The sequence below is a fragment of the Pseudomonas sp. SF2 genome, assembly GCF_036858055.1.
GTDB lineage: Bacteria > Pseudomonadota > Gammaproteobacteria > Pseudomonadales > Pseudomonadaceae > Aquipseudomonas.
The window spans coordinates 242,166-267,082 of record NZ_JAMBDI010000020.1 but is presented as its reverse complement, the minus strand read 5'-3'; the positions used below and the strand labels follow the sequence as shown (position 1 = coordinate 267,082).

The following is a 24,917-nucleotide window of genomic DNA, read 5'->3' as shown; positions in this document are numbered from 1 at the left end:
GGGTGGGCCCAGCATTATGCCGCAGACTGCGGCGTCTCGTCGCACACCCAGGGCTCTTGGGCAAAACCGCTGAAGCCCGTAGAATCGCGCTTCCTTTTCGCCTGTCGCCTTGAACGGTGGCAACCGGCAGCAATGACAGTCGCATCCAGCCCAGGCACTCCGTGCAGCCCCTCGGCCCCGTTCGGGTCGAGCCGGTGTGCGCGTCCGAAAAGGCGCTCATTCCGCTCATCCAACTAGAGGTACATATGTCTCCGCGTTTGCTGGCCATGGCGCTGGCGCCCCTGCTCGGGCTGTTCATCATTGCCCTGGGCAACGGCTTCATGTCTTCCCTTACCACCTTGCGCCTGGGCGCTGCCGGTGAGTCAGCCACTACCATCGGTGTCGTTTCCTCGACCTACTTCATTGGCCTGACCCTGGGTGCCATCTTCAACGACCGGCTTATCCTGCGCATCGGCCATATCCGCGCCTACACCAGTTTCGCCTCGCTGATTGGCGTGACCATCCTGCTGCAAGGCCTGTTCTACGACGTCACCTGGTGGTCTGTGCTGCGCCTGATCAACGGCTGGGCGGCGGTGGGCGTGTTCCTGGTGATCGAAAGCTGGCTGCTGCTGGCCGGTGACGCCAAGATCCGCGGCCGCCTGCTGGCGCTGTACATGATCGCCTTCTACGGCGCCGGGGTAATCGCCCAGGCCGGCCTTGGCGAAATCACCCACATGGGTGACACCGCACCATTCATGCTGGCCGGCGTACTCGCCGCCCTGTCGGTGCTGCCCATCGTGATCCTGCCGCGGGTGTCACCGCTGCTGGACCAGGTCGAACCGCTCAAGCCGCGCCAATTGCTGGGCGTGGCACCGTCGGGGCTGGTCGGCTGCTTCGGTTCGGGTGTGGCCATTGCCGGGATCTATGCCCTGCTGCCGCTGTACCTGCAGCGCATTGGCCTGGATGTGGGTGAAGTCGGCAACATGATGGCCTGGGTCATTCTGGGTGCCATGCTGCTGCAGTACCCGGTCGGGCGCTGGTCCGACCGCAAGGACCGCCAGGATGTGCTGATCGCCCTGGCCGCGCTGTGCGTGCTGCTGTCGCTGGTCACGGTATTCCTGCCGTCGGACTCGATCCTGCTGCCGGCCATGCTGTTCCTGCTCGGCGGTGGTGTGTTCACCCTGTACCCGGTGGCGGTCAGCCATGCGGCCGACCGGGCGCCGTCCGATGCGCTGGTGCCGATGATCCAGGGCCTGCTGCTGATCAACTCGCTGGGTTCGGCCATGGCGCCGGTGGCGATTTCGCCGATGATGACCGAGTTTGGCGAGGCCGGGTTGTTCTGGGCCTTTGCCGTGGTCAACCTGGCCATGGTGTGCTTCTTCATGTGGCGCCGAGGCAAGCGCCCGGCGGCAGAGCACCCGGCCCCGTTCACCGCTTCGACCACCTTCTCGCCGACCGGTGCCGAGCTGCGGGTGACCGAAGACCTGATGCATGCGGCGCAGGAGCATCCGCCGCTGGAGCCGGTGGAGAGCGCAGCGCCAGCGCAGGCTCAGCGTTCAGAATCGCATTGACTTCGGGGGCTGCCTTGCAGCCCTTTCGCGACACAAGGCCGCTCCCACAGAACTGCACATGACTCAATGAGTTAGCAGGGACCCTGTGGGAGCGGGCGCGCCCGCGAACACCGGCNNCCCGCTCCCACAGGGGCCGCGCCGGCTTTTGGATCTGGCGCTAGCCATTCACCAGGTTCGCCGGGCGCTCGCCGGCCAACGCAGTGAGCAGGTTGTCCACTGCGCAGCGCGCCATGGCCTGGCGGGTTTCCTCGGTCGCCGAGCCGATATGCGGGGTCGCCACCACGTTGTCGAGTTGCAACAACGGCGACTGCGCCGGCAACGGTTCCTGCACGAACACATCCAGGCCGGCGCCGCGTATGCGCCGGGCACGCAACGCTTCGATCAGTGCCGGCTCATCCACCACGCGCCCGCGGGAAATGTTCACCAGGATGGCCTCTGGCTTCATCAGCGCCAGTTCCCGCGCGCCGATCAGGCCTTCGGTGCTGGCACTCAGCGGCACGGTCAGGCAAACGAAATCCGCCTGCTGCAACAGTTCATCCAGGCTGCATTGACGCGCGGCATAGCGCGCTTCCACGTCAGGCTTGGCACGCTGGCTGTGATACAGCACCCGCATGCCGAAGCCAGCCGCGGCGCGCCGGGCCAGGGCCTCGCCGATGCGGCCCATGCCGACGATGCCCAGTGTCTTGCCATGCACATCGCTGCCGAAATGCGCCGGACCAAGGTTGGCCTGCCAGTGACCTTCTCGCACCCAGCTCGCCAGTTCCACCACCCGCCGGGCAGTGGCCAGGATCAAGGCAAAGCCCGTGTCGGCGGTGGTTTCGGTCAGCACGTCGGGCGTGTTGGTCAACATCACGCCGCGCCGGCTGAGTTCGGCGATGTCGTAGTTGTCCACGCCGACCGAAACGCTGGACACCACTTCAAGTTGTGGCGCCAGGTCGAGCAGGCTGGCGTCCAGGCGCAGGCTAGCCCCCAGCAGCCCGTGTGCACCCGGCAAGGCGTCGCGCAGACGCGCCAGGCCATCGGGCTGGGTCGTATCCACCCAGGTCACCTCGACGTGCTCTTGCAGGCGTGCCATCAAGTCGTCGGACAGGCGTTTGTACAGGACGATTCGCTTCTTCATTGCAAAGATTTCCTAATGGTTCATGGCCAGACGCGAGCTGCCGCGCTTGGCCCGGCCAGGCGTCTGGGTAGTATTGAGTGCGGCGGTAAGCACCACTGCAGTCAGCAGCGCACCGCACATGAACAGGTAAGAGGCACCGGGCCCACCCGTGGCGCCATTGAGATAGCCCACCAGCCACGAACCGCCGAACGAGCCCAGCGCGCCCATGCTGTTGATCAGCGCCATGGCACCGCCCGCGACGTTGGCCGGCAGGATCTCGGGCACGATCGCGAAGAACGGGCCATAGGGTGCGTACATGCAGGCGCCGGCGACCACAAGCAACGCGTACGACAGCCAGAAGTGCTCGCTGCCCAGGGCGTACGAGCCATAGAACGCCACGGCGGCGATCAGCAGTGGCGGCCAGACGAAGCGCTTGCGCTTCTGCAGGCGGTCGGACGCCCACGACACGCCGACCATGGCCAGCACCGCCACCAGGTAAGGTACCGACGACAGCCAGCCGGCCTGCACGATATCGAGGTTCGCCGCCTGCTTGAGGATCGACGGCAACCACAGCACGAAGCCATACACACCGATGCTCCAGCAGAAGTACTGCAGCGCCAGGATGATCACCTGCGGCGAGCGGAACGCCTCACGGTAGTTCTTCACCGGCTTGATGCCTTGCTGCTCGGCGGCCAGCGCCTGCTCCAGGTCGGCCTTCTCCTGCTCGCTCAGCCAGTTCACCTGGGCCGGGCGGTCATCCACAAGGCGCCACCAGAAGAACGCCCAGATCACCGCTGGCAGGCCTTCGATGATGAACATCCAGCGCCAGTCGTAATGCTTGACGAGGTAGCCCGACACCACCGACATCCACAGGATGGTCACCGGGTTGCCGAGGATCAGGAAGGTATTGGCGCGCGAACGTTCGGCACGGGTGAACCAGTGGCACAGGTACACCAGCATCGCCGGCATCACTGCCGCCTCCACCACCCCAAGCAGGAAGCGGATGCCGATCAGCATGTAGACGTTGCTGACCACGCCGGTAAGCGTGGCAAGGCCCCCCCAGAGGATCAGGCAGACAAAGATCAGCTTCTTCACACTGCGCTTTTCGGCGTAGATGGCGCCAGGCACCTGGAAGAAGAAGTAACCGAGGAAGAACAGTGCTCCCAGCAGCGAAGACAATGCGGGGGTGATATGCAGGTCTTCAGCCATGCCGGACGCGGCGGCGAAACCGTAGTTGGCACGGTCCAGATACGCCAGGCTATAGGTGAAGAACACGATCGGGATGATGTACCACCAGCGGCGAGGTGCCAGGCTTTGGCTTTGCATGGTTCGTTTCTCCTGAGCTTGTTGTTTTTGTTGCAACAGGTGTTTCGGGGTCAAGTGTTCACGCGCTTCTGCGCAGGTCGTGGGCTTGCAGTTCATGACGCAGCGGCAACCCTTCCATATCGCCACGCGACTGCACGGCGCGGCTGCCGCACCAGTTGCCACGCGCCACTGCCTCGGCCACCGGGCGGCCCTCCAGCAGCGCGCTGAGCACGCCAACGGCAAAGGCATCCCCGGCGCCGACGGTGTCCACCACATGGCTGACCGGCACTGGCGCCACCTGGCCTTCACCCTTGGCGCTGCGGAAGTAGGCACCGGCGTCGCCCAGCTTGATCACCACCAGTTCCACCCCTTGGTCGAGGTAGAATGCGGCGATGTCTGCCGGGGTGTGCTGGCCAGTCAGCAGGCGGCCCTCTTCCAGGCCGGGCAGAACCCAGTCGGCCTTGGCCGCCAGGGCATTGACTTCACGCACCATGCTGCTTTGGTCAGGCCACAGCGAGGGGCGCAGGTTGGGGTCGAACGAAATGCTGCGCCCGGCGGCACGCATGGCGTCCATCAACGCGTGGGACAGCGCCCGGCAGCCCTCCGACAGCGCCGGTGGAATGCCGGTGGCGTGCAAGTGGCGGGCCTGCAGTGAGCCCGGACGCAGCAGCGCCGGCGACAGTCGGCTGGCCGCCGAACCACGTCGGAAGTACTCCACCGCCGGGTCGCTGCCGTCATCGCAGCGGGCCTTGAGCTGGAAGCCGGTGGGGTAGCTGGCATCCACCTCGACGCCGGAGCAGTCCAGGCCTTCGCGGCGCAAGCTGTCGAGCACGAAACGGCCCAGCGAATCGTCGCCCACCCGGCTCAGCCAGCGGACCTTGAAGCCCAGCCGCGCCAGGCCGATGGCCACGTTGCTGTCGGCACCGGCGATGCGCTTGGCGAACTGGCCGACACTGGCCAGGTCGCCAGCCTGCTCGGCGACGAACATGGCCATGGTCTCACCGAAACACAGCACGTCATGCTCATGCATGGCTCAGCTCCTCACTCGATACGCCCTGCCCCAGCGCCGCGAGGTCGCGCACCTGGGCACGGGTCAGCGCCAGCAGATCGTCGCTCACCAGCGGGTACTCGACAGCACGCACCACGCCGGGGGTGAACTCGGCCATCAGCTCAGCCCACTCCTGCAGGTCCGCAGTCTCTGGCGGGACGGCTACCAGGCGACCATCGGACCGGCGCCGCACGGCCTTGCAATGCACATAGCTCACCCAGCGGCCAAGTTGGCGTGCGGCGTGGCGGGCAGGCTCGCCCTGCCACTGCCAGTTACCGATATCGAAGGTCATGCCGAGGGCCAGCCCGAGTTCGTCGACGCGCTGGAAAAACTGCCGCAGCGGTTCGATTCGTCCACCTTGCGCGGTCTGGTCGTTTTCCACCAGCAGCAACGGCCCGTGCGCCGGCAACAGCGTCGCCAGGGCCGCGACGTCACAGCCCGCATGGTAGTGGCCCAGGGAAACCTTGAGCGCGACCGCGCCAAGGGCGCGGGCGGTGTCCAGCTTCTGCGCCAATTGCGGGTCTGGCACGCCTTGTGCGGTCCACAGCTCCAGGGGCGTGGAATACAGGCACTCCAGGCGCAGCGCGGCAATGGCTGAAGACAGCGCTGCAGTGTCTGGCGCACACGTGAACAGTTCTTCGCGCAGTTCCACGCGGGTAACGCCAGCGGCAGCCAGCAAGTCAAGGAACTGCTCCTGGCCACGTTGCCGGACACAGTCGGCGCCGTAGCTGGAAAGGCTGATGGAAACGGGGTTCGAGTGCATTGTTGTTGTCCTTATGAAACCGGTTTCATTTTTTGATGACAGCAGGCACGCAGGTGCCTGCTTGTGATTACTGTGGCTGGGTTGAACCTCGGATGATCAGTTCGGCCTTGAAGTCGATGCGCCGGGCTGCCCCGCTGTCGCCGCGCAGGCGGCCAAGCAGGCTCTCGAATGCTGCCACGCCGATTCGCTCGGTGGGCTGGGCCAGTGCAGTGATGCCACTGCCGACCAAGGGGTACCAGTCGAGGTCGTCGAGGGCGATCAGCCCGACGTCCGCGAACAGATTGCGCCCTGCCTCATGCAGGGCCCGGGTCACGGCCAGGGTGGCGACACCGTTGAAGGTGAAGATGGCCTGCGGGCCATGGCCACTGCCGGCGAGGAACGAAGCCAGTTGGCCATCCAGCCCGGTGCCGGTTTCCAGCACCTGCTGGCGCATGCCGGGGCGACGGCTGACCGATGCGCTGAAAGCCTGCACCCGTTCCAGGCGCGAACTGGTGCCATCGAGGGGCTCGGTTACCGCCAGGATGTCGCGGTAGCCTTGCGCTTGCAGGTGGTCGAGGGCCTGCTCGACCGCGTCGGCATTGTCCAGGCCCACCAGGTCGACATTCAGTTCGGGCAACTGGCGGTCGACCAGCACCATGGGGATGTCGCGCTGCAGGTTGAGCAATTCGCCGGGGTGATGGCCAAGCGTGTTCACGATCAGCCCTTCGACGTTGTAGGACTGCAGGGCCACCAGGTGGTGACGCTCCTGCTCGTCGTCGCGGTTGGTGTTGCACACCACCAGGCTGTAGCCGTGCTGGCGGCAGGCAGTTTCCACACCATGCATCACGGCCACTGAATAGGGGTTGAGGATATCGGCCACCAGCATGCCGATCAGGCGTGTCTGGCCGCGCTTCAGGCCACGGGCCATCTGGTTGGGGCGGTAACCGAGGCGCTCGATGACCTCTTCCAGGCGCTTGGCGGTGGCTTCGGCGAGCAACTGGCGGTCGCCACCGATGTAACGGGAAACGGTGGCCTTGGAAACGCCAGCGACACGCGCTACTTCGCTGATGGTGACCCGTTCGCGGGCATGGGCAGGCGCGTCGGTCATGGGCTGTCCTTATGATTGTTGTGATCGCGATGAAACCGGTTTCAATACAGCAAAATCACATGCGTTCGTCAACCTGCCGTTGGTCGGGAGTGCGATATTGATGCGTAGGAAATACAACAAGAATACGTTTTAACTAACTGATATGTATAGGAATGTACATGCGAAACCCTGTAGGAGCGGGTTCACCCGCGAATGCGATGTTGAATGTGCTGACGCATTCGCGGGTAAACCCGCTCCCACAGTGGATTGGGGGTGCAGACAAAGGGATGCAGTTAACGGAGGGCTTTCACATCACTGGCGGTGACGGCATCCCCTTGGTTACCCCAGCTGGTACGAATGAAATTCACCACCTCGGCAACCTCCTGGTCACTCAGGCGCCAGCCGAACGCCGGCATGGTGAAGTTGGACGGTGCCGTGTGCGTCGCCGGCACCGTGCCCCCCGCCAGCACCACGTGGATCAGCGATGTGGCATCCGCCGTCTGCACCACCGGGTTGCCGGCCAGGGCCGGGAACACGCGGGTATAGCCTTGGCCATCGGTACGGTGGCAGGCCGCGCAGTTGTCGATGTACACCGCCGCTCCGGGCTTGCTGTCGTCGCCCTTCCACAGCGCATCCGCCACCTGTTTGTCATAGACGTGCGGCTGGTCGTCAGGGTTGCTCGGCGGCAGCGTCTTCAGGTAGCGGGCGATAGCGGTCAGGTCGGCGTCGCTCATGTGTTGCATGCTGTGCTCGACCACGTCGCTCATGCCACCGAACACGGCGCTGCGGTCACTACGGCCGGTCTTGAGAAACTGCACCAGCTGCTCCTCGCTCCAGCTACCCAGGCCGTCCTTGTGGTCGCCACGCAGGTTCTTGGCAATCCAGCCTTCCAGCGGTGCACTGCCAGCCAGGAACTGCTCGCCATCCTGTGGGCTCAGTGCCTTTTCCTGCATGGTCAGCGCTCGCGGCGTATGGCACGCGCCGCAGTGCCCCAGGCCCTCGACCAGGTAGGCACCGCGGTTGACTACCGGGTCGGCCGCCGCCGACGCCTGCCAGGGCCTGGCCTCAGGCGCGAACAGCCCGCGCCAGATCGCCAGTGGCCAGCGCATGCTCAACGGCCAGGGAATGTCGGTGGCCTTGTTCGGCTGCTCGACCGGCTGCACGCCCTTCATGAAGTAGGCATACAACGCCTGCATGTCCTGTTCGCTGACGCGTGCATAGGACGGGTATGGCATGGCGGGATACAGGGTGCTGCCGTCCTTGCCGATGCCCTTGCGCACAGCCTGGTCGAAGTCTTCGAAGCTGTACTGGCCGATACCGCTGGCCGCCGGGGTGATATTGGTGGAGTACACCGTACCGATCGGCGTTTCCATCGGCAGCCCACCGGCGAACGGCTTGCCGCCCTTGGCGGTATGGCAGGCGACGCAGTCGCCTGCGCGGGCCAGGTACTCGCCCTGGCGCACCTGCGCATCGTCATTGGGCGCGGCCTGAGCAGCCACGCTGGCACCGAGCAGGGTTGCGATCAACATTGTCTTCATGTGCATCGCTCCTCAAGCCTGGACCAGCGGGCCAGGGTTTTTCAGGTACTGCTCGCGGATGGCGCGGGCCGACCAGTAGGTCAGCGCAGCCACCAGGCCGGTCGGGTTGTAACCCAGGCCTTGCGGAAACGCCGAAGCCCCCGGGACAAACACGTTGTGCACATCCCAGCTCTGCAGGTAGCGGTTCAATGCACTGGTTTTCGGGTCGGTGCCCATGATCGCGCCACCATTGAGGTGTGTGGTCTGGTAGCTGGCGGTGTTGAAATGGTCCTTGACCTTCTTGCCCAGCACGGCAATGGTCTTTGGGTTCATCGCCTGGGCGATCTGGCTGAGTTTGTCGACCATGAACTGGTTCATCCTGATGTCGTTTTCCTGCCAGTCGAAGGTCATGCGCAGCAGCGGCTGGCCATAGGCATCCCGGTAGGTCGGGTCAAGGTCCAGGTAGTTGCCACGGTAGGACTGGTGGGCGCCGTGTGCGTCCATCGACACCTGGTGGGTGTAGTAATCGGCAGTGGCCTTCTTCCAGGCGCTACCCCAGGCCGGTGTGCCAGGCGGAGTTGCGCCACCGGCAATCGGCCGTGTGCCGGCCTGGTTCACCCACATCGGTGAACCGCCGACGAAGCCGTGCGGGCCATGGTCGAAGTTGTCGGCGTTGAAGTCATCGATGGCAATGCCGTTGCCACCGGCGCCGATGAAGTTGTTGGTGTAGGTGTCCTTGTCGAAGAACGCCTTGACCGTACCCATGTTCTGGTAGGCGAAGTTACGCCCGACCACGCCTTCATTCTTGACGGGGTCGTACGGTTTGCCGATGCCGGACAACAGCATCAGGCGCACGTTGTTGAACTGGAACGCCGCCAGGATCACCAGGTCCGCCGGCTGCTCCACTTCCCGCCCCTGCGCGTCGATGTAGGTCACACCGGTGGCCTTGCGCTTGCTGTCGTCCAGGTTCACCCGCAACACATGGGCATTGGGCCGCAATTCGAAGTTTGGCACCTGGCGCAGCGCCGGCAGGATGTTCACGTTGGGCGAGGCCTTGGAGTACATGTAGCACACGTAGCCGCTGCAGAAACCGCAGAAGTTGCACGGCCCCATCTGCGCCCCGTACGGGTTGGTGTACGGCCCGGAAGTGTTGGCCGATGGCAGGTTGTAGGGCTTGTAGCCCAGGCTGGCCGCCGCCTTTTCGAACAGCCTGGCCGACACCACGTTTTTCTGCGAAGGCAGCGGGAACGGGCTGGAACGGTCCGGCGCATAGGGGTTGCCGCCCTTCCCTTCACCCACTACCTGGCCGTTGACGGTCCAGGCCTGGCCAGAAGTACCGAAAACCTTTTCAGCAAAGTCGAAGTGCGGCTCCAGTTCTTCGTAGGTAACACCGAAGTCCTGGATAGTCATGTCTTCAGGGATGAACTTGCGCCCGTAGCGTTCTTCGTAGTGGCTGCGCATGCGCAGTTCCATCGGGTCTACCCGGAAATGCACGCCCGACCAGTGCAGGCCTGCGCCACCGACACCTTTACCCGGCAGGAAGGCACCGAGCTGGCGATTGGGCAGTGCCACGTCATTCATGCCGTGGCGGATGGTGACGGTTTCCTTCGACACGTCGACAAACAGCTTCTTGCGCACGCTGTAGGTCAGCTCGTCGATCACCTGCGGGTAGCTGCCTTCCGGGTAGGTGTCCTGCATCGGCCCCCGCTCCAGGGCCACCACCTGCAGCCCGGCCTCGGTCAGTTCCTTGGCCATGATCGCGCCGGCCCAGCCGAACCCGACGATCACCGCATCCACTTTCTTCATCACGGTCGCCATGCCTCAGGCCCTCTCGCCACGGATCGAAACAGCCGGGAACGGGTAAGGCTCGTTGCGCTCGACCCAATCCATGAAATCGGCGCGAGCGCCGGGGAAGCCGATCTGGGTCCAGCCAACCATGCCTTTGTTGCCACCATGGATCGGGTCGCAGAAGAACCCTTCACGGGTGTTCTGCACCAGCAAGCTGAAAAACACCTTGGCCGGCACGGTGTCGAAAACCAGCTCTCCAGCTTCGACTTTGCTCAGAACATGGTCTCGGGTAGCGCTATCTTGCGCAGCAAAAACTTGCCCGGAGTTGGCCTTGCACCAGCCGTCCACGGCGGCGATGCCCAGGCGGTAGATCTGCTGTGGGCTGAGTTGCAGCTGGTAACCCAGTTCGGGCGCGGCGTCGGCCTTGAACGGGCCCTGCATGTACCACTGCGCGCCGGTTGCATAGGGGGTGTTCATCTGCCGGTCGATGAATTCGGCAGCGCCGGCTTCCAGTGCGCCGGGGCCAAGCTCGTCGGCCGGGATGATGCGCGAGACGGCCGCCTGCACGAAGGCCCACTCCTCGGCAGTGAAGAAAGTCGGCTGGTACTTGCCCGCTGGTGGCGTGGCAGGCACTTTGGGTTCGTGTTGCGGGGCCGCAAGCAGCTGACCGGCGCCCACGCCAAGCCCCGCGCTGGCCACGGTGACCACAGGGATCAAGGTCAAGGTCTTGCGCAGAAAATCCCTGCGCGGGTTGTCTGGGGCATGCTCAGGCATTGCGAGTCCTCATCGGCTGTGTGCGGCCTTGAAAAGCGCCATCTGATTTTCAATGTGGGGGGGTGGTCTTGATAGGTCATCAAGAAAACAGCCGGATAATCTAGCGCGTTCAGAAATGTTTTGAAACCGGTTTCATCCTTGACTTCCCACTGCCTAAGCCACTTCCGCACTGCTGTCGGGCCAAGGCTTTTTTCACATCTGCCTCACTCTCTACCGACATCCCGCTACCTACAGTGCCGACGCTCTTGTGTGGAGCGAGCTGACTGGAGTGGCAAACATGCTGCAAGGCGTTATCGAAAAATTCCCCGCCTCACGGCTTGCCCAGGTATACCGATTGCCTTGGGGCACGGCGCTATTCGCAGTCTTGTGCCTGCTGTTCATCCTTGGCGCAGCGGCAGCCTGGGCGCATACCCGCATGGCCATCCCCGACCTGGGCAACCCCCATCACCTGCAGCACAGTGGGCTCGAGGCCGCCTGGGCGAACGGCTCGGTGATTGTGGTGCTGCGCCATGCCGAACGCTGCGACCGCTCGCGCGGAGCCTGCCTGGGTGACCCAACCGGTATCACGGTCGCGGGCAGCCGGGTGGCCGCCGATGTAGGTCACGGCCTGCAACGCCTTGGCCTGGGCAAAGCCGATGTATGGGCCAGCCCGGAGGTGCGTACCCAGCAGACTGCACACGCCATGTTCGCTAAAACCATTGCCACGCAGGGCTGGCTCAAGCAGTGTGATGGCCAGTTTGCCGAGACCGCCTTTGCCCACAAGCGAATCGGCCACAACCTGGTGCTGGTCAGCCACAGCGGCTGTATGGAACAACTGGAGCGCACGCTTGACGTGCCTGGCAGCGCGCGCTCGAACGGCTATGCCAGCGCCCTGTTCATCAGCCAGGGCAGCGATGGCAAAGAGAAGCTGCTGGGCCAGATGGCTGCCAGTGAATGGCGCGAACTCGTCGACAGCAAGGAGCTCTGAACATGCCACCGCGCGCCGCTTTCTACCGCAACAACCTGCTGCTGCCTCTGTTGCTGGCCGCTACCGTGTTCATGGCATTCGACCTCACAGAGCTCGATCGCTGGATCAGCAACCTGCTACTCGACCCGGTCACTGGCCAGTTCCCGCTGTTGCACAACCAGTGGTTCGAGAAAGTCACCCACAAGTGGCCAAGGGTCCTGCCGGACTGGACCGGTGAACTGGCGGTCATCGGCAGCGTGCTTTCGTTCATCTGGCCACGCCTGGCCAACCGCCCGCAAGCGTGCCTGACACGGTTACTGGAAAAATCCCGAATCGCACCGGCCTTACGCTTTACCACCAACCACCGCCGCGACCTGCTGTTCGTGGTGGTGGCGTTCGCCCTGAGCACCACGGTGATTCACTACCTTAAAAGCCATACCAGTGTGTATTGCCCGGTGGAAACCACGCTGTATGGCGGCTCGCACGCCCGGGTCGAATGGTTCGAGAACTTCTCCTGGTGGGGCAAGGCCGGTGATGGCCGCTGCTGGCCGGGTGGCCATGCCTCCAGCGGGTTTACCTTGTTGGCGCTGTATTTCGTGGCGTTGCGTCACCGCTGGGCGCATGCCCGCAAGCTCCTGGTGGCGATTCTGCTGATCGGGTTCGTGTACGGTACTACCCGGGTGTTGCAGGGCTGGCACTACATGTCCCATACGTTCTGGGCCGGTATTTTTGTCTGGTTTACCACCTGGATAACTGCGTTGTTCTTCTATGGGCGCATCGCTTTGCAAGCACCGGAGCACAGCCCTGCGATAGGTAGTACGCGGGCTCCGGACTTTGCGCAATACCTGTGGGAGCGGCTTTAGCCGCGAACACCGGCGAAGCCGGTGCCAGGCACCGTGTCGCCTGCTTCGCGGGCACGCCCGCTGCTACAGCGACCGCGTTCACGCAAATGTCAGGATTGGGTCGACACGACCTGCCCCAGTCCCCCAACCTTGGGGGCACCGTGCCCACCGGCAAACGCCTGCAAATCCCCTTGCAAGAGAATTGGATCCCTTGCCCTGCAAGGGCTACAGCACATTTTTCCGGGTTTGGCACGCCTATTGCCGATCTCCTGCCAGACGCCCCAAGTCCATGGGCCCCTTTGCAGGAGGAAATGACTCATGCACCGACCGATACCCCACCCGCTGGCAGTGGCGATTATCGCCGGCATGCTCCAGCTCCCGGCGCAAGCTGCCTTGAATGCTGTCGATCCAGGCGCCTATGTACCCGCCAACGGTAAATTCCCCGCCTGGTACCAGGACAGTCACGGTCGCACCCTCGACCTGTGCCTGACCAAGGCGGTGAGTTCCAGGGTCGCCGGCGCGCCCGGCGCACCGTCGTACATGTGCACGTTGCTGCCCACACCCGGCGTGTTCGACGATACCCAACCCATCGCCTTCCCCGGCAACTTCCCCGATGAGGCGTTCTGGTTCACTGCCGACGCCACCATCGTCGACGCAGCGCGCGGCATCAACCTGGGCTATGGCACGGCGATAGAAGCTGCGTTCAGCTCCGGAGACCCTGTCGATGGCGACCAGGTCAGCTTCGCCCGGGTGCGTATCCGGGTCGATGTCCCTACCGCCGGCACCTATGTGATCACCCACCCCTACGGTGTCGAAGTATTCGACGTGCCAGCCGGCGGGCGGCGGGCGATCAACATGACCCGCGACATCGGCATTGGCGGCGCAGGCGACTTCACCGGCGCCCTCAAAGGCGATGTCGGGCCATTCCTGCGCAGTGTCAACGGCCCCTACACCGAGGGCAGCGAGCGCTTCATCGGCGACCCGAACCTGGAAGAACGGGTGACCGGCAGCCCGTTCAACACCAACTATGTACGCATCGAAGGCCCCGGCGGCATCGACCTGCGCACCGAGCTGTTCGCGATTTCGGGCAAGCTTTCCGAAGTGGCCCTGCCAACCCCGCTGATGCCGCAACGCAGTACCTACTCGCGGCATACCGAGAACGGCGACCTGCGCGCCCAGCAGGACATCTTCGTCATGGCCCCGCCGCCACCGGCCAGCGTCGCCCTGACCAGCCAGACTCCCAACCTGAACCTCACCGAGGCCAACGGCACTGGCACCTGGTACGCCCAGTCGGTCCTCGACCCGGCCGCCGGGACGATCCTGACGCTGACCGCCAACAACAGCGTGGCGATCCCCACCAGCAGCCCGACCACCGCCAACGTGCCACTGACCGACCTGGTCACCATTACCCAGGCCCAGTACCGCCTGTCCACCGGCGAGCTGACCCTGGTGGCCAGCACCAGCGACGAAACCACGCCGCCGGTACTCACCGCGCACACCGGCAACGGCACGCTGATCGGCAACCTGAGCGGCAACGGCGCCGTGAAGACATTGAGCACCAGCCTGTCACCCATCCCGCCGGCCAAGGTGCAGGTCACCAGTGCCAATGGCGGTAGCGACACCGAAGACGTGGTGCTGGTGCCATGAACAGACAAAGGCTCAGCCTTCAAGGAGGCAGCATGAACACTTGGTCGCGCCGTGCGCTGTTGGCCGCCGGATTCTCCCTTACCGTTACCAGCGCTGCCTTTGCCGCGCTGTCTGATGTCGACCCGGGGCCCTACACCTTCGCCACCGGTGGCTTCCCGATGTGGTACAAGGACAGCCTCGACCAGTCCCTGGAGCTGTGCCAGTCACGTGCCGTCAGTTCGCGGGCCGCAGGCGCCCCGGGTACACCGGCCTACATGTGCACCCTGCTGCCCGAACCCGGCATCTACGACGATACCCTGCCGCTGGTGTTCCCGGACAACTGGCCACCGGAAATGTTCTGGTTCCTGGCCGAGACCTCCATCCCGGCCGTGGGCAACAGCGGCTATGAACTGGAAGTTTACGTCGCTGGCGTGGAAGCAGCCTTTGCCGCCGAAAACCCGGTGGATGGAGACCAACAGAGCTTCGCCCGCATCCGTATCCGCGTGTCGGTGCCCACTGCCGGTACCTACACCATCACCCACCCCTATGGCGTAGAGACGGTCAACGTCACCACACCAGGCCGACGGGCAATCAACATCACCCGCGACATCGGCATCGGCGCGCCGGGCAACTTCCGCGGAGCACTGGCGGGGGCGATCGGCCCTTGGCTGAAGGGGGTTGGCGGGCCTTACACCGAGGTCAATCCCGACACTGGCGCCACCGAAACCTACATCGGCGACCCCAACATCACCGAAGCGGTGACGGGCAGCCCCTTCAATACCAACTTCGTCCGCATTCAAGGCCCCGCTGGCACCATCCAGACCAACGCCTTCACTGTCTCGGGCAAGGTGCTGGACCCGCGCGCACAAACACCGGTCACCCTGGAGCGCGCCACCTACTCGCGCAACGCCACCGGCACCCGTACTGAAGTGTTCGCCAAGGCTCCCAGTGCAGCCAGCCTGTGCATGCGCAATGGCATCGCCCTGGTCGGCACCCCGCCTTCGCCGTGCCAGTACACCCTCACCGCCGACAACAACGGGCTGTTCTTCCACCAGCAGTTCGGCCAGGTCGCACCGCCTGCGCTGGTGGTGGTCACCGCCAGCAACAGCGCCGGCGGCACCCAGCCGACCGCGCTGTCGAGCAAGCTCACCGATGTGGTCAAGGTCAGCACCGCACGCTACGACTGGGCCAACAAGCGCCTGCTGATCGAAGCCAGTTCCAGTGACGAGGTGGCAATCCCCGACCTGCTCGCCCAAGGCTACGGTCGCCTGTCCAAGGCAGGCACGCTGCAAAGCCTGACCGTCAACGACGTGCCGCAGCCACCGGCCACCATCACGGTCAAGTCGGCGCGTGGCGGCAGCGATGTCGAACCAGTGGTCGTGGTCGGCAACGCTCCGGTCGAGGCGGCCAACCAGCCACCGCTGGCCCAGGCCGATACTGGCAGCACCAGCGTCGGTATCCCGATCACCCTCAACCTGCTACAGAACGACAGCGATCCGGACGGCAACGTGCCGCTGACCATCAGCGACCTGACCCAGCCCGGTACAGGTCTTGGCGGCGCGGTGATGAACGGCACCACCTCGGTCACCTACACCCCGCCAACCGGAGCCACACAACCGGTGGTGGCCACCTTCAGCTATCGGGCGGTGGACGCCAAAGGGCTGAAGTCGGAACCGGCAACGGTCACCATCAACGTCGCGCCCAACCGGGCACCGACCGCCAACCCGGAAACCGTCGCCACCCTGGGCGTGCCATTGACCATCAATGTGCTGGCCAACGACACCGATCCGGAAGGCAACCTGCCGCTGACGGTGCCCGCTGCCTCCCTCACCCAGCCGGCTGCCGGCCGGGGCACAGTCAGCACCAACGGCACCACGGTGACCTACACCCCACCGGCCACGGTAACCACGGCCTTCACCACCACCTTCACCTACCAGGCACGTGACTCGCTGGGGGCGCTGTCCAACCCCGGCACCGTTACTGTCAACGTGTCGCCACGGCCTGCGGCCGAAACCTTCGCGGTCACGGCAGCCACGGTCACGGCGCGCTCCAACAACCGTTACAACTGGGACCTCAGCGGCACCTCGTCGGTCACCACCGGCAACACCGTGACCGTACGGGTGACCACCACGACCGGCGTGCAGACCCTTGGCACCGCCACGGTAGCGCTGACCGGTCGCTGGCGCCTGGCAGTCAGCAATAGCACCACGATCATCCCGACCGCGGCACCAACGGCGACGATCACCACCAGCCAAGGCACCACGCGCACCGTCAACGTTGTGGTGCAGTGAAGGCCGGAGGTTGCAATGAAACGCCTGTACTCCCTGCTGCTCAGCCTGGCCTTGGCAGGCCAGGCCAGTTGGGCCGAGGACCTGATGGACAATGCCGACCTCGCACCCGGCAACGACCTCGGCGAACCGGTGATCATCCGCCTGCTGCCGGCCGGTGCCGGCCAGGCTGCGGTGATCGGGCAGCAAGGCTCGGGCAACCGCGCCGCCATCGACCAGAACGGCCAGGCCCTGCTGGGCCGCATCGTCCAGGCCGGTGGTGCACAGGAAGCGTACATCCTGCAGGAAGGCAGTGACCTGATGGCCATCATCAGCCAACAGGGAAATGGCAACAGCGCGTCGATCCGCCAGAGCGGCAGCAGCAACAGCGCAGCCATCGAGCAGATCGGCAACGACAACAGCGCCAGCATCGTGCAGTCCGGCACAGGCCTCAACAGCTCCGTGACCCAGGCCGGCAGTGGCCAGCATGTTCAGATCACCCAATACCGATAGACCTGGAGGCACCACCATGTACAAGCTCGCTCCGTTAAGTGCCGCTATCGTCCTGGCCCTTGCAGGTCAGGCCATGGCTGCTGACAGTACCTCGTCCCAGACCCAGGACGGCAAGGAAAACATCGCCGAAGTCAGCCAGACCCTGGCACCCTACGCCTCGGCCACCCAGACCCAGACCGGCAAGGGCCACAACCACATGGCGGTGCAGGTCGAGAGCACCAGCGATATCCGGCAGAGCGCCACCGGCCAGTACAACGCCGGCTACGCCGAGCAACTGTTCGAGAACGGCAGCCATATCACCCAGCACGCCGGCGGCAGCTACAACGATGCCTTCGCCAGCCAGTCGCTGGGCCTGGGCAACGAATCGCTGCAAACCCAGCAAGGCGCCGAGAACACCTCGACCGTGTGGCAGGACAGCCAGGAAGGCAGCAAGGCCACCACCTGGCAATCCGGCCAGCGTAACGAAGCCTTCATCGAGCAGACCTTTGGTGGCAGCAACAACCGCAGCAGCATCAACCAGACCGGCCAGGACAACTATGCCGCCGCAGAGCACCTGAACCACGTCGATGGCGATATCCAGATCTACCAGGATGGCCAGGGCAACTGGGCGTATGGCGACCAGCGTGACGGCACCGGCGGCACCATCGGCATTGGCCAGTACGGTGGCGGCAACTCGGTGGAAGTGTGGCAGGACACCCAGACCGGCAGCCAGGCATTCGTGACCCAGTCCGGCCAGATGAACGAAGGCTATATCGACCAGAGCTTCGGCATGAACAACAAGGTCAGCCTGTCACAACAGGGCACGGCCAACGCCAGCTGGTCGGACCAGTTCGAGACCAACAACTCGACCACTACCATCACCCAGACCGGTAGCAACAACCTGCATTTCACCTACCAGAACGGTGAAAACCTCAATTTGACCATCAACACCAAGGGCAATGGCAACAGCATCACCGCCAGCAACTGGAAAGGCGCCAAGATGGGCGGCCAGTTCGGTACCAACCACAACGCCACCATCAACCAGGACGGCAATGGCAACGGCGTCAACCTGACCCAGAACGGTGACAACCAGCTGGCCACGCTGACCCAGAAAGGCACCGGCAACCAGATGGAGACCAAACAGTCCGAGATGAACAACGAGCTGTACTTCGAGCAGAACGGCACTGACAACCTCCTGATCGCCGACCAGCGTGGCACCGACAACTATGCCTACGGCAACAGCCAGGGCAAGGACAACGTCATCAACCTGGACCAGTCCGGCTACAGCAACCAGAGCTACACCAACCAGCTGTACGGTAGCGGCAACGAAGCCACCATCAAGCAGGCTGACAGCTACAACATGGCCTATGTGACCCAGGGAGGCCAGGGCAACAAAGCGTACGTCGACCAGAGCGGTGTCAACCAGACCGCAACCATCAGCCAGCTGGGCAGCACGAACCTGGCCACTGTGACCCAGCAGTAGATCGCTCCCCCCTTGAACCGCGGTGCTCCTCTCCCTGGTGCCGCGGTTCCTTTTTATTCTCGTCAGAACTTCCTTTTCTTTGCCGGCCTGTTCGCGGGCACGCCCGCTCCCACAGGTACTCCACTGCCGTCAAAGCCTGTGCAAACCTGGTGGGCGCGGGCGTGCCCGCGAATTAGGCCAAGCTTGCCAAGGGCATTACAATGGACCCCACCCAACCCGATACAAAGCCCATGATCCAGTCCGACCTCGACCTGTTCGGCCCCCAGCCGCAACGCCTGGCCAGCCACACCGTGCTGCTGCCCGGCTTCGCCCTGACCGATATCGAGGCGCTGCTCGACGCCCTGCGTCCGGTGCTGCGTGCCGCGCCGTTCCGGCACATGCACACCCCGGGCGGCCTGCGCATGGCGGTCGGCCTGACCAACTGCGGCACCCTGGGTTGGGTCAGTGATGAACACGGCTACCGCTACAGCCCCTGCGACCCGCTCAGCGGCAAACCGTGGCCTGCCCTGCCCCCAGTGTTGCTCGACCTGGCCGCCCGCGCCGCGGCCATGGCCGGGTTCGACGATTTCGTGCCGGACGCCTGCCTGGTCAACCATTACCTGCCGGGTACCCGCCTGAGCCTGCACCAGGACCGCGACGAGCAGGACTTCGGCCAGCCGATCGTGTCCGTGTCGCTGGGGCTTCCGGCGGTGTTCCTGTTCGGTGGCCTGCAGCGCGTCGACAAGACCCGGCGCATCCCGCTGAGCCATGGCGATGTGTTGGTCTGGGGTGGCGAAGACCGCTTGCGCTTTCACGGCGTGCTGCCGATCAAGCCTGGCGTGCATCCGCGCCTGGGCGAGCGGCGGATCAACCTGACCTTGCGCAAGGCCGGTGGCTGAATCGGCCCCGCGCTCCGTCACCCGGCGCAAACAGGATGAACGCACATGAAACACGTTGAACATCTTGGCCAGGCAAGCTTCAAACGATAAGCCACGCCCTCTTCAGCCTGGAGCCCAGCATGCCCTGCAAGCCCTGTTCCCCGACCCTACAGAGCGGAGCCGCGCGCCTATGAAAATGCCCTGCCGCGCACCCAATGCCTCGCTGCAACTCGATTACGTACGCGACACCCTGTTCGGCCCGGTGGCGCAGAGCGTGGTGTGCCAATGCCAGCTCGCCGCCCTCAACCTGCAAGGCCGGCCGGGGCTGCGCCTGCACATCTGCCCGCCGTTGCCTGACAAGGTTGACCGTGCCCACAGCGTGGCCTTTGTCTGGGACGGGCGCAGCTACCACGGTGTGGTCCGCGACCAGGGAAAATGCGGTGATGGCGGCCTGAACCTGCTGCTGGAGCTGCAGTGAGGCGATCAGCGAGTGTGCCTGAGCATGGGCAGTGCCGCACAACTGGCGGATAGATGCGCCCGGCCAGCCTGTGGGCTGAGCAGGGCGCGGTGGGCGTGCTCAGGCAATCGCCTTGAGCGGCGCCGGGTGGCTGTCACGCAGCGCGTGCAGCTGCCCGACCAGGTTGACCAGGTCACGGCAACTGTTGAGGCTTTGCAGCGGAACCCCGCTCAGGGTCACGCCCTCATCGAGACTCTGGCCCTGACCCAGGCGGATGGTCAGGTTGGCGCCGTCCGGGCAGCTGACTTCACAACGGTCGGGCAGGCAGGCCTGCTCGATCATCTGCCGCATTTCTAGCATCGAAACTCCTATCAACGACATGGTACGACCCTCTCTGTGGGATGGCCTGTTGTGTGAGTACGCCTTTGTCAGGCGAGGCGCCAATTGATATTGCGCATGCCCGGGCAGGCGTCCATGCGCCGGGGCAATGATCGTGCGGGGAATCCTCTAGCACCTTAGTGGAAGATCGCTTGCGCAGGCGGAGGGTTCGAACGCAATGGCAGACTTAACGACGAGCGGTCCCGGCAGGCCCCAGCGATGCCCACAGGTGCTGGGCCGCATAGGCCCGCCACGGTCGCCAGGCCAGGGCTCTTTGCGCCAGTTGGGCGTCATCGCCTTCGAGCAAGCGCAACGCCTTGACCAGCGCCACGTCGCCCAGCGGCAAGGCATCGGCCGCGCCGGCCTGGCGCAGCGCCAGGTAGTGCGCGCTCCAGGGGCCGATACCCTTGAGTTGGCACAGGTTGCGTAGCAATTCGTCCAGCACCTGCCCGCTGCGTAGCAGCCCCGGTTCGGCCAGCAAGGCACTGGCCAGCGTGCCCAGGGTGGCAGCGCGCGCCCGCGGCATGCCCATGCCGTCGAACTGCGCAGTTGCCAATACCGACAGCGCCGGGAACACATGGCTCAGGCCCGGTGCGGACCGGCGCAGGGCCACGCCGTGGCGTTGCACAAGGCGGCCGGCCAGGGTCATTGCCCCGGCCACACTGACCTGCTGGCCCAGCACAGTGCGCATGGCCTGCTCGCAGGCGTCCCAGCCTTGTGGCACGCGCAGGCCTGGGCGCTGCTGTATCAGGCAGGCCATCAGTGGATCGCGGGACAGTTCGGCATTGATGCGAGCGGGGTCGGCATCGAGGTCGAAGACCCGCCTCAGCCTGGCGACAAGGCCGGGTAGCGCAAGCGCCGGGACGCCTTCAAGGCGGACCCGCAGGTGCTGGCTGCCCGAAGGTGTCGCGTGCAGCACGGCGTGGCGGCCGGCAACCACCAGGGTACGCCGGTAGGTGCCATCGAAGCAGGTCTCGATGCCGGGGATGCAGCGTGCAGCAAGGAAGGCCAGGGTCGAGGGCCAGTGGTAAGGAGCACGGTAGCGCAGCCACAGGGTGTGGTGGCCGGGGGTGGGCAATGATCGGCGCACGGCGTGCAAAGGAGTTAGCTTGGGCATGGCTGCATCATGCCAGCAAATCTAATGCCCTGTACCGGCCCTGTCGCCGGCAAGCCAGCTCTCATGGAACTGCACATGACTCATTGAATTGGCAGGGCCCCTGTGGGAGCGGCTTTAGCCGCGAACACCGGCGCAGCCGGTGCCATGCACCGCGTTGGATTCTTCGCGGCTGAAGCCGCTCCCACAGGGTACGAGGATCGCTTGCGAATTCAGTTATCTGTGCGACAGGGCCGGACAAGCCATTCAATCAACCAGGGTCAATGCGCCGCACCGTCCCGCGCATCCTGCATCTGCCCGAACCGCCCGGCATGGAAGTCGTCGAACGACTCGGCAATCTCTGCCTGGCTGTTCATCACGAACGGGCCATAACCCACGATCGGCTCGTCGATCGGCTCACCGCTGAGCAGCAGCAGGCTGGCACCTTCCAGCGCTTCGACGGCAACGTCCTCACCGCTCCGGTCAAGCAGCACCAGGCTGGATGGACCGGCTTCGCGCTCGCCGTTGATCCGCACATTGCCGCGCAACACCACCAGCGCCGCATTGCGCCCGGCGGCCACCGGCAACTGCAAGGCTGCACCGGCATTCAGGCGCAGGTCCCAGACATCCATGGCGGTAAAGGTCCGCGCCGGCCCAGAGTGGCCACGATAGTCACCTGCAATCACCCGCAGGCTACCGCCCTCGCCGTCCAGCGCCACCACCGGGATGTCCTCGGCCAGCAGCGTCTGGTAGCCAGCCGCTGCGCGCTTGTCCCGCGCCGGCAGGTTGACCCACAGCTGTACCATCTCCAGCGTACCGCCACTGCGGGCAAAACCCGGGGAATGGAACTCTTCATGGATGATGCCGTTGGCAGCCGTCATCCACTGCACGTCACCGGGGCCGATCAAGCCACCGGCGCCGGTGGAGTCACGGTGCTCCAGCTCGCCCTGGTAAACGATGGTCACGGTCTCGAAGCCGCGGTGCGGATGCTGGCCAACGCCGCGCCGCGCACTGGTGGGGGTGAAGTCATGAGGGCCGGCATAGTCCAGCAGCAGGAACGGACTGATCTTGCTGGCCAGGTTGTCGTAGGTGAACAGGCTGCGCACCGGGAAGCCATCACCTACCCAGTGGGCATGAGGACTGCGGTGAACACCCAGAATCGTTTTCATGAGAAGGCTCCTCTCTTGGTTGAGACAACCTTATCAATGACGCCAATCAGGCGGTAGCTGGCTGGATTGGCATTCATCGTTCCACCAATGGAACAATTAGCCTTGCAAGAAACCGAGCACCTGTTCGGCAGCCGTGGCCGGGTCTTCCTGCATGAAGCAGTGCCCGCCGGCAACCTGCTGTGCGGTCACGTTGTGGTTGAGCGCCGCCAGGCGGTTCACCGAATGGGGCACGAAGGGGTAGGTTTGCTCGCCATACAGCACCCGCGTGGGCGTGCGGATCGCCGTAAGGCTTGCCCACATGCGCTTGGGGAACGAACTGAAGATTTCCACTTCGCGGCTGGGCCGGCACTTGAGCACCACCGCTTCGCCACAGTCGCCAATGGCATGCTCGATGTAGGCCCGCAGCGCCGCATCGGTCCAACCCTTGAAGATCCCCCGCCCTTGCAGCGAAGCCAGGGCTGCCTCGCGGTCAGGCCAGTGGCTGCGACGGCTGGCGGCCTTGCGCGCCAAGGCATGACGCTGGTGCAAGCCGACCAGGGCTGCAACCCCCATTACACCCAGCATGCGCCGGCTGAACAGTACCGGGTCAAGCAGCACCGCACGCCTGAACAGTTGCGGTTCACTGGCCAGGATCAGGCCGGTCAGTACGCCACCGAAGCTGTGGCCCACGGCAAAGCGCGGCACGTCGCCATACTCGCCTCGTCCGGCTTCGAAAGCGTCCACTGCCAACGCAGCGGTACGGTTCCAGCCACGAAACACCCCGCCATGGTCACTGTCACCATGGCCCTGGACATCGCTGAGCCACAGGTCGAAATGCTCGCCCAGGCGCATCAGCAACGGTTGGTAGGCCAGGCAGCAGAAGCCGTTGCCGTGCAGAAAGTGCAGCAGCGGCCTGCCACTGGCCGGGGTTCGCCAACCACGCAGGGTGAAGCCTTCGGCGCATTCGTGGGACCAGGGAATCAACTGCATCGGCTTACTGTACTCGCAGGTCAGGAAAACGCCGATTCTACAAACAGCAGCGGGTACAGTGAAATCACCAGCAACAAGGCCATCAGGACATTGAACAGCATCAGCCAGCGCGGGTTCTGCAACAGGTTGCGCAGGGCACTGCCGAACATCACCCACACCCCCACGCTGGGCAGGTTGACCAAGGCGAACAAGGCGGCAATGATAATAACGTTGGTTACATAGCCTTGCGCCGGCGTGTAGGTGGTGATTGCCCCCACTGCCATCACCCAGGCCTTGGGGTTGACCCACTGGAATGCCGCCGCCCCCCAGAAGCCCAGCGGTTTGCGGGCACTGGACGAGGCTGTGCCGACCGGCCCGGAGGTGGCGATCTTCCAGGCCAGGTACAACAGGTAGGTGGCGCCGGTGTAGCGCAGTACCGTGTACAGTGGCGGCCAGGCCTTGAACACCTCGCCCAGGCCCAGGCCAACAGCCAGCACCATCACCATGAACCCGACGCTGATACCCATGGCATGGGGGATCGAGCGGCGCACGCCGAAGTTCACCCCCGAAGCCAGCAGCATGGTGTTGTTGGGGCCAGGCGTGATGGAAGATACAAAGGCAAACAGCACGAAGGCGGTCAGCAGGTCGGCAGAGGCAAGCATGGCAGGCATTCCACATTCTTTATGGGTCCTGTCACACTAATGGAGTCGCCCTCCTCTGCGACCGGTACAGTTCTACTAAATTGTGTAGATACACATCGCTGTACCGCTACCACCAGACCAAGGAAGCCGTCACCATGAGTCTCACCATTCGCCCTGCCGTACGCGCCGATGCCGAGCAGATCCTGGCCTTCATTACCGAGCTGGCCGAGTACGAACGCGCCCGCCACGAGGTGATCGCGAGCGTTGCCGATATCGAATACAGCCTGTTTGGCGAGGGCAGCACCGTGCACAGCCTGATTTGCGAACGCGATGGCCGGGCAATCGGCTTTGCTGTGTATTTCTATAGCTACTCGACCTGGCTAGGTCGCAACGGCATCTACCTGGAAGACCTGTACATCACCCCTGAGCAACGCGGCGACGGCGCCGGGCGACAGTTGCTGCAACACATTGCCCGCGAGGCAGTGGCGAATAATTGCGGGCGGCTGGAATGGAGCGTGCTGGACTGGAACGAACCGGCGATCGGCTTCTACCAGAAGCTGGGGGCCGAGGCGCAGGATGAGTGGGTGCGCTACCGGCTGGATGGGGACAAGCTGGCGGCGTTTGCCCGGGGATAACCGGGGGCGCTTGCGTCCGGTTTCCGGTCAAGCCCGCTCTCCTGGAACTGCGCATCACTCGGCAGGGGCACTGTGGGAGCGGCTTCAGCCGNNTCGCGGCTGAAGCCGCTCCCACAGGATGCCCTGAGCCCCCGCAAACTCAATTCTGGCAATTGACGCCAGCCCCGCCCCAT

General features: G+C 64.4%; 23 protein-coding genes. 10 read left to right on the top strand and 13 right to left on the bottom strand.

Annotated elements, in window-relative coordinates; translation table 11 throughout:
• Nucleotides 1-245 precede the first annotated feature (245 nt).
• Nucleotides 246-1,550 carry an MFS transporter gene (locus M2S36_RS13980; RefSeq protein ID WP_233687683.1) on the top strand — a complete coding sequence of 435 codons (1,305 nt, stop codon included), beginning with the start codon at nt 246-248 and terminating at the stop codon, nt 1,548-1,550.
• A 157-nt stretch (nt 1,551-1,707) separates the two neighbouring features.
• Here the strand turns inward: M2S36_RS13980 and M2S36_RS13975 are convergent, their stop codons facing one another.
• From M2S36_RS13975 to M2S36_RS13940, 8 genes are all read right to left on the bottom strand, one after another.
• The gene (locus M2S36_RS13975) at nt 1,708-2,670 is read right to left on the bottom strand and encodes a 2-hydroxyacid dehydrogenase (protein WP_333957304.1); all 963 of its coding nucleotides are present in this window, start codon (nt 2,668-2,670) and stop codon (nt 1,708-1,710) included.
• Between the two features lie 12 nt (nt 2,671-2,682).
• Nucleotides 2,683-3,975 (bottom strand): MFS transporter, encoded by a 1,293-nt coding sequence (locus M2S36_RS13970; protein ID WP_207832635.1) that lies wholly within the window; start codon nt 3,973-3,975, stop codon nt 2,683-2,685.
• Between the two features lie 58 nt (nt 3,976-4,033).
• Nucleotides 4,034-4,984: a sugar kinase gene (locus M2S36_RS13965; RefSeq protein ID WP_207832633.1), complete on the bottom strand. Its 951-nt coding sequence runs from the start codon at nt 4,982-4,984 to the stop codon at nt 4,034-4,036.
• Nucleotides 4,977-5,765 carry a TIM barrel protein gene (locus M2S36_RS13960; RefSeq protein WP_207832631.1) on the bottom strand — a complete coding sequence of 263 codons (789 nt, stop codon included), beginning with the start codon at nt 5,763-5,765 and terminating at the stop codon, nt 4,977-4,979. The genes M2S36_RS13965 and M2S36_RS13960 overlap by 8 nt, the downstream gene beginning before the upstream one ends.
• 67 nt (nt 5,766-5,832) lie before the next feature.
• Nucleotides 5,833-6,852 (bottom strand): transcriptional regulator PtxS, encoded by a 1,020-nt coding sequence (ptxS, locus tag M2S36_RS13955; RefSeq protein ID WP_333957303.1) that lies wholly within the window; start codon nt 6,850-6,852, stop codon nt 5,833-5,835.
• Nucleotides 6,853-7,124: 272 nt separating this feature from the next.
• On the bottom strand, nt 7,125-8,369 hold the full coding sequence (locus tag M2S36_RS13950) for a cytochrome c (RefSeq protein ID WP_063914174.1): 1,245 nt from the start codon (nt 8,367-8,369) through the stop codon (nt 7,125-7,127).
• Between the two features lie 12 nt (nt 8,370-8,381).
• Nucleotides 8,382-10,166: a GMC family oxidoreductase gene (locus tag M2S36_RS13945; RefSeq protein WP_207832627.1), complete on the bottom strand. Its 1,785-nt coding sequence runs from the start codon at nt 10,164-10,166 to the stop codon at nt 8,382-8,384.
• Nucleotides 10,167-10,169: 3 nt separating this feature from the next.
• A complete protein-coding gene (locus M2S36_RS13940; protein ID WP_063914176.1) occupies nt 10,170-10,910 on the bottom strand; it encodes a gluconate 2-dehydrogenase subunit 3 family protein in 741 nt (246 codons plus the stop codon).
• Nucleotides 10,911-11,187: 277 nt separating this feature from the next.
• Here M2S36_RS13940 and M2S36_RS13935 point away from each other — a divergent pair, with 277 nt between their 5' ends.
• The 8 genes from M2S36_RS13935 to M2S36_RS13900 all read left to right on the top strand — a co-directional run bounded on the left by M2S36_RS13935 (nt 11,188) and on the right by M2S36_RS13900 (nt 19,901).
• Complete coding sequence (locus M2S36_RS13935; RefSeq protein ID WP_333957302.1) at nt 11,188-11,877, top strand: histidine phosphatase family protein; 690 nt, start codon at nt 11,188-11,190, stop codon at nt 11,875-11,877.
• Nucleotides 11,878-11,879: 2 nt separating this feature from the next.
• On the top strand, nt 11,880-12,719 hold the full coding sequence (locus M2S36_RS13930; RefSeq protein WP_333957301.1) for a phosphatase PAP2 family protein: 840 nt from the start codon (nt 11,880-11,882) through the stop codon (nt 12,717-12,719).
• Nucleotides 12,720-13,016: 297 nt separating this feature from the next.
• Nucleotides 13,017-14,345 carry a hypothetical protein gene (locus tag M2S36_RS13925; RefSeq protein ID WP_207832621.1) on the top strand — a complete coding sequence of 443 codons (1,329 nt, stop codon included), beginning with the start codon at nt 13,017-13,019 and terminating at the stop codon, nt 14,343-14,345.
• A 32-nt stretch (nt 14,346-14,377) separates the two neighbouring features.
• Nucleotides 14,378-16,615, top strand: a complete 2,238-nt coding sequence (locus tag M2S36_RS13920) for an Ig-like domain-containing protein (RefSeq protein ID WP_333957300.1) — start codon at nt 14,378-14,380, stop codon at nt 16,613-16,615.
• 15 nt (nt 16,616-16,630) lie between these two features.
• A complete protein-coding gene (locus M2S36_RS13915; RefSeq protein ID WP_207832617.1) occupies nt 16,631-17,104 on the top strand; it encodes a curlin in 474 nt (157 codons plus the stop codon).
• 16 nt (nt 17,105-17,120) lie between these two features.
• Nucleotides 17,121-18,566, top strand: a complete 1,446-nt coding sequence (locus tag M2S36_RS13910; RefSeq protein ID WP_333957298.1) for a curlin — start codon at nt 17,121-17,123, stop codon at nt 18,564-18,566.
• 230 nt (nt 18,567-18,796) lie between these two features.
• Nucleotides 18,797-19,444 carry a DNA oxidative demethylase AlkB gene (gene alkB / locus M2S36_RS13905; RefSeq protein ID WP_207832612.1) on the top strand — a complete coding sequence of 216 codons (648 nt, stop codon included), beginning with the start codon at nt 18,797-18,799 and terminating at the stop codon, nt 19,442-19,444.
• Between the two features lie 169 nt (nt 19,445-19,613).
• A complete protein-coding gene (locus M2S36_RS13900; protein ID WP_207832611.1) occupies nt 19,614-19,901 on the top strand; it encodes a hypothetical protein in 288 nt (95 codons plus the stop codon).
• Between the two features lie 99 nt (nt 19,902-20,000).
• On the opposite strand, the gene M2S36_RS13895 is transcribed toward M2S36_RS13900, so the two are convergent.
• The 5 genes from M2S36_RS13895 to M2S36_RS13875 form a co-directional block, all read right to left on the bottom strand.
• Nucleotides 20,001-20,261, bottom strand: a complete 261-nt coding sequence (locus M2S36_RS13895; RefSeq protein ID WP_063914185.1) for a DUF1652 domain-containing protein — start codon at nt 20,259-20,261, stop codon at nt 20,001-20,003.
• 184 nt (nt 20,262-20,445) lie between these two features.
• Nucleotides 20,446-21,375, bottom strand: a complete 930-nt coding sequence (locus tag M2S36_RS13890) for a DNA-3-methyladenine glycosylase family protein (RefSeq protein WP_333957296.1) — start codon at nt 21,373-21,375, stop codon at nt 20,446-20,448.
• A gap of 257 nt (nt 21,376-21,632) precedes the next feature.
• Nucleotides 21,633-22,520, bottom strand: coding sequence for a pirin family protein (locus M2S36_RS13885; RefSeq protein ID WP_207832607.1), 888 nt, complete (start codon nt 22,518-22,520; stop codon nt 21,633-21,635).
• Nucleotides 22,521-22,616: 96 nt separating this feature from the next.
• A complete protein-coding gene (locus M2S36_RS13880; protein WP_333957295.1) occupies nt 22,617-23,489 on the bottom strand; it encodes an alpha/beta fold hydrolase in 873 nt (290 codons plus the stop codon).
• Between the two features lie 20 nt (nt 23,490-23,509).
• Nucleotides 23,510-24,139 carry a LysE family translocator gene (locus tag M2S36_RS13875; RefSeq protein WP_333957293.1) on the bottom strand — a complete coding sequence of 210 codons (630 nt, stop codon included), beginning with the start codon at nt 24,137-24,139 and terminating at the stop codon, nt 23,510-23,512.
• 125 nt (nt 24,140-24,264) lie between these two features.
• Here M2S36_RS13875 and M2S36_RS13870 point away from each other — a divergent pair, with 125 nt between their 5' ends.
• Entirely contained in the window at nt 24,265-24,744 is a 480-nt protein-coding gene (locus M2S36_RS13870) for a GNAT family N-acetyltransferase (RefSeq protein ID WP_207832601.1), read from the top strand.
• Nucleotides 24,745-24,917: the final 173 nt, after the last annotated feature.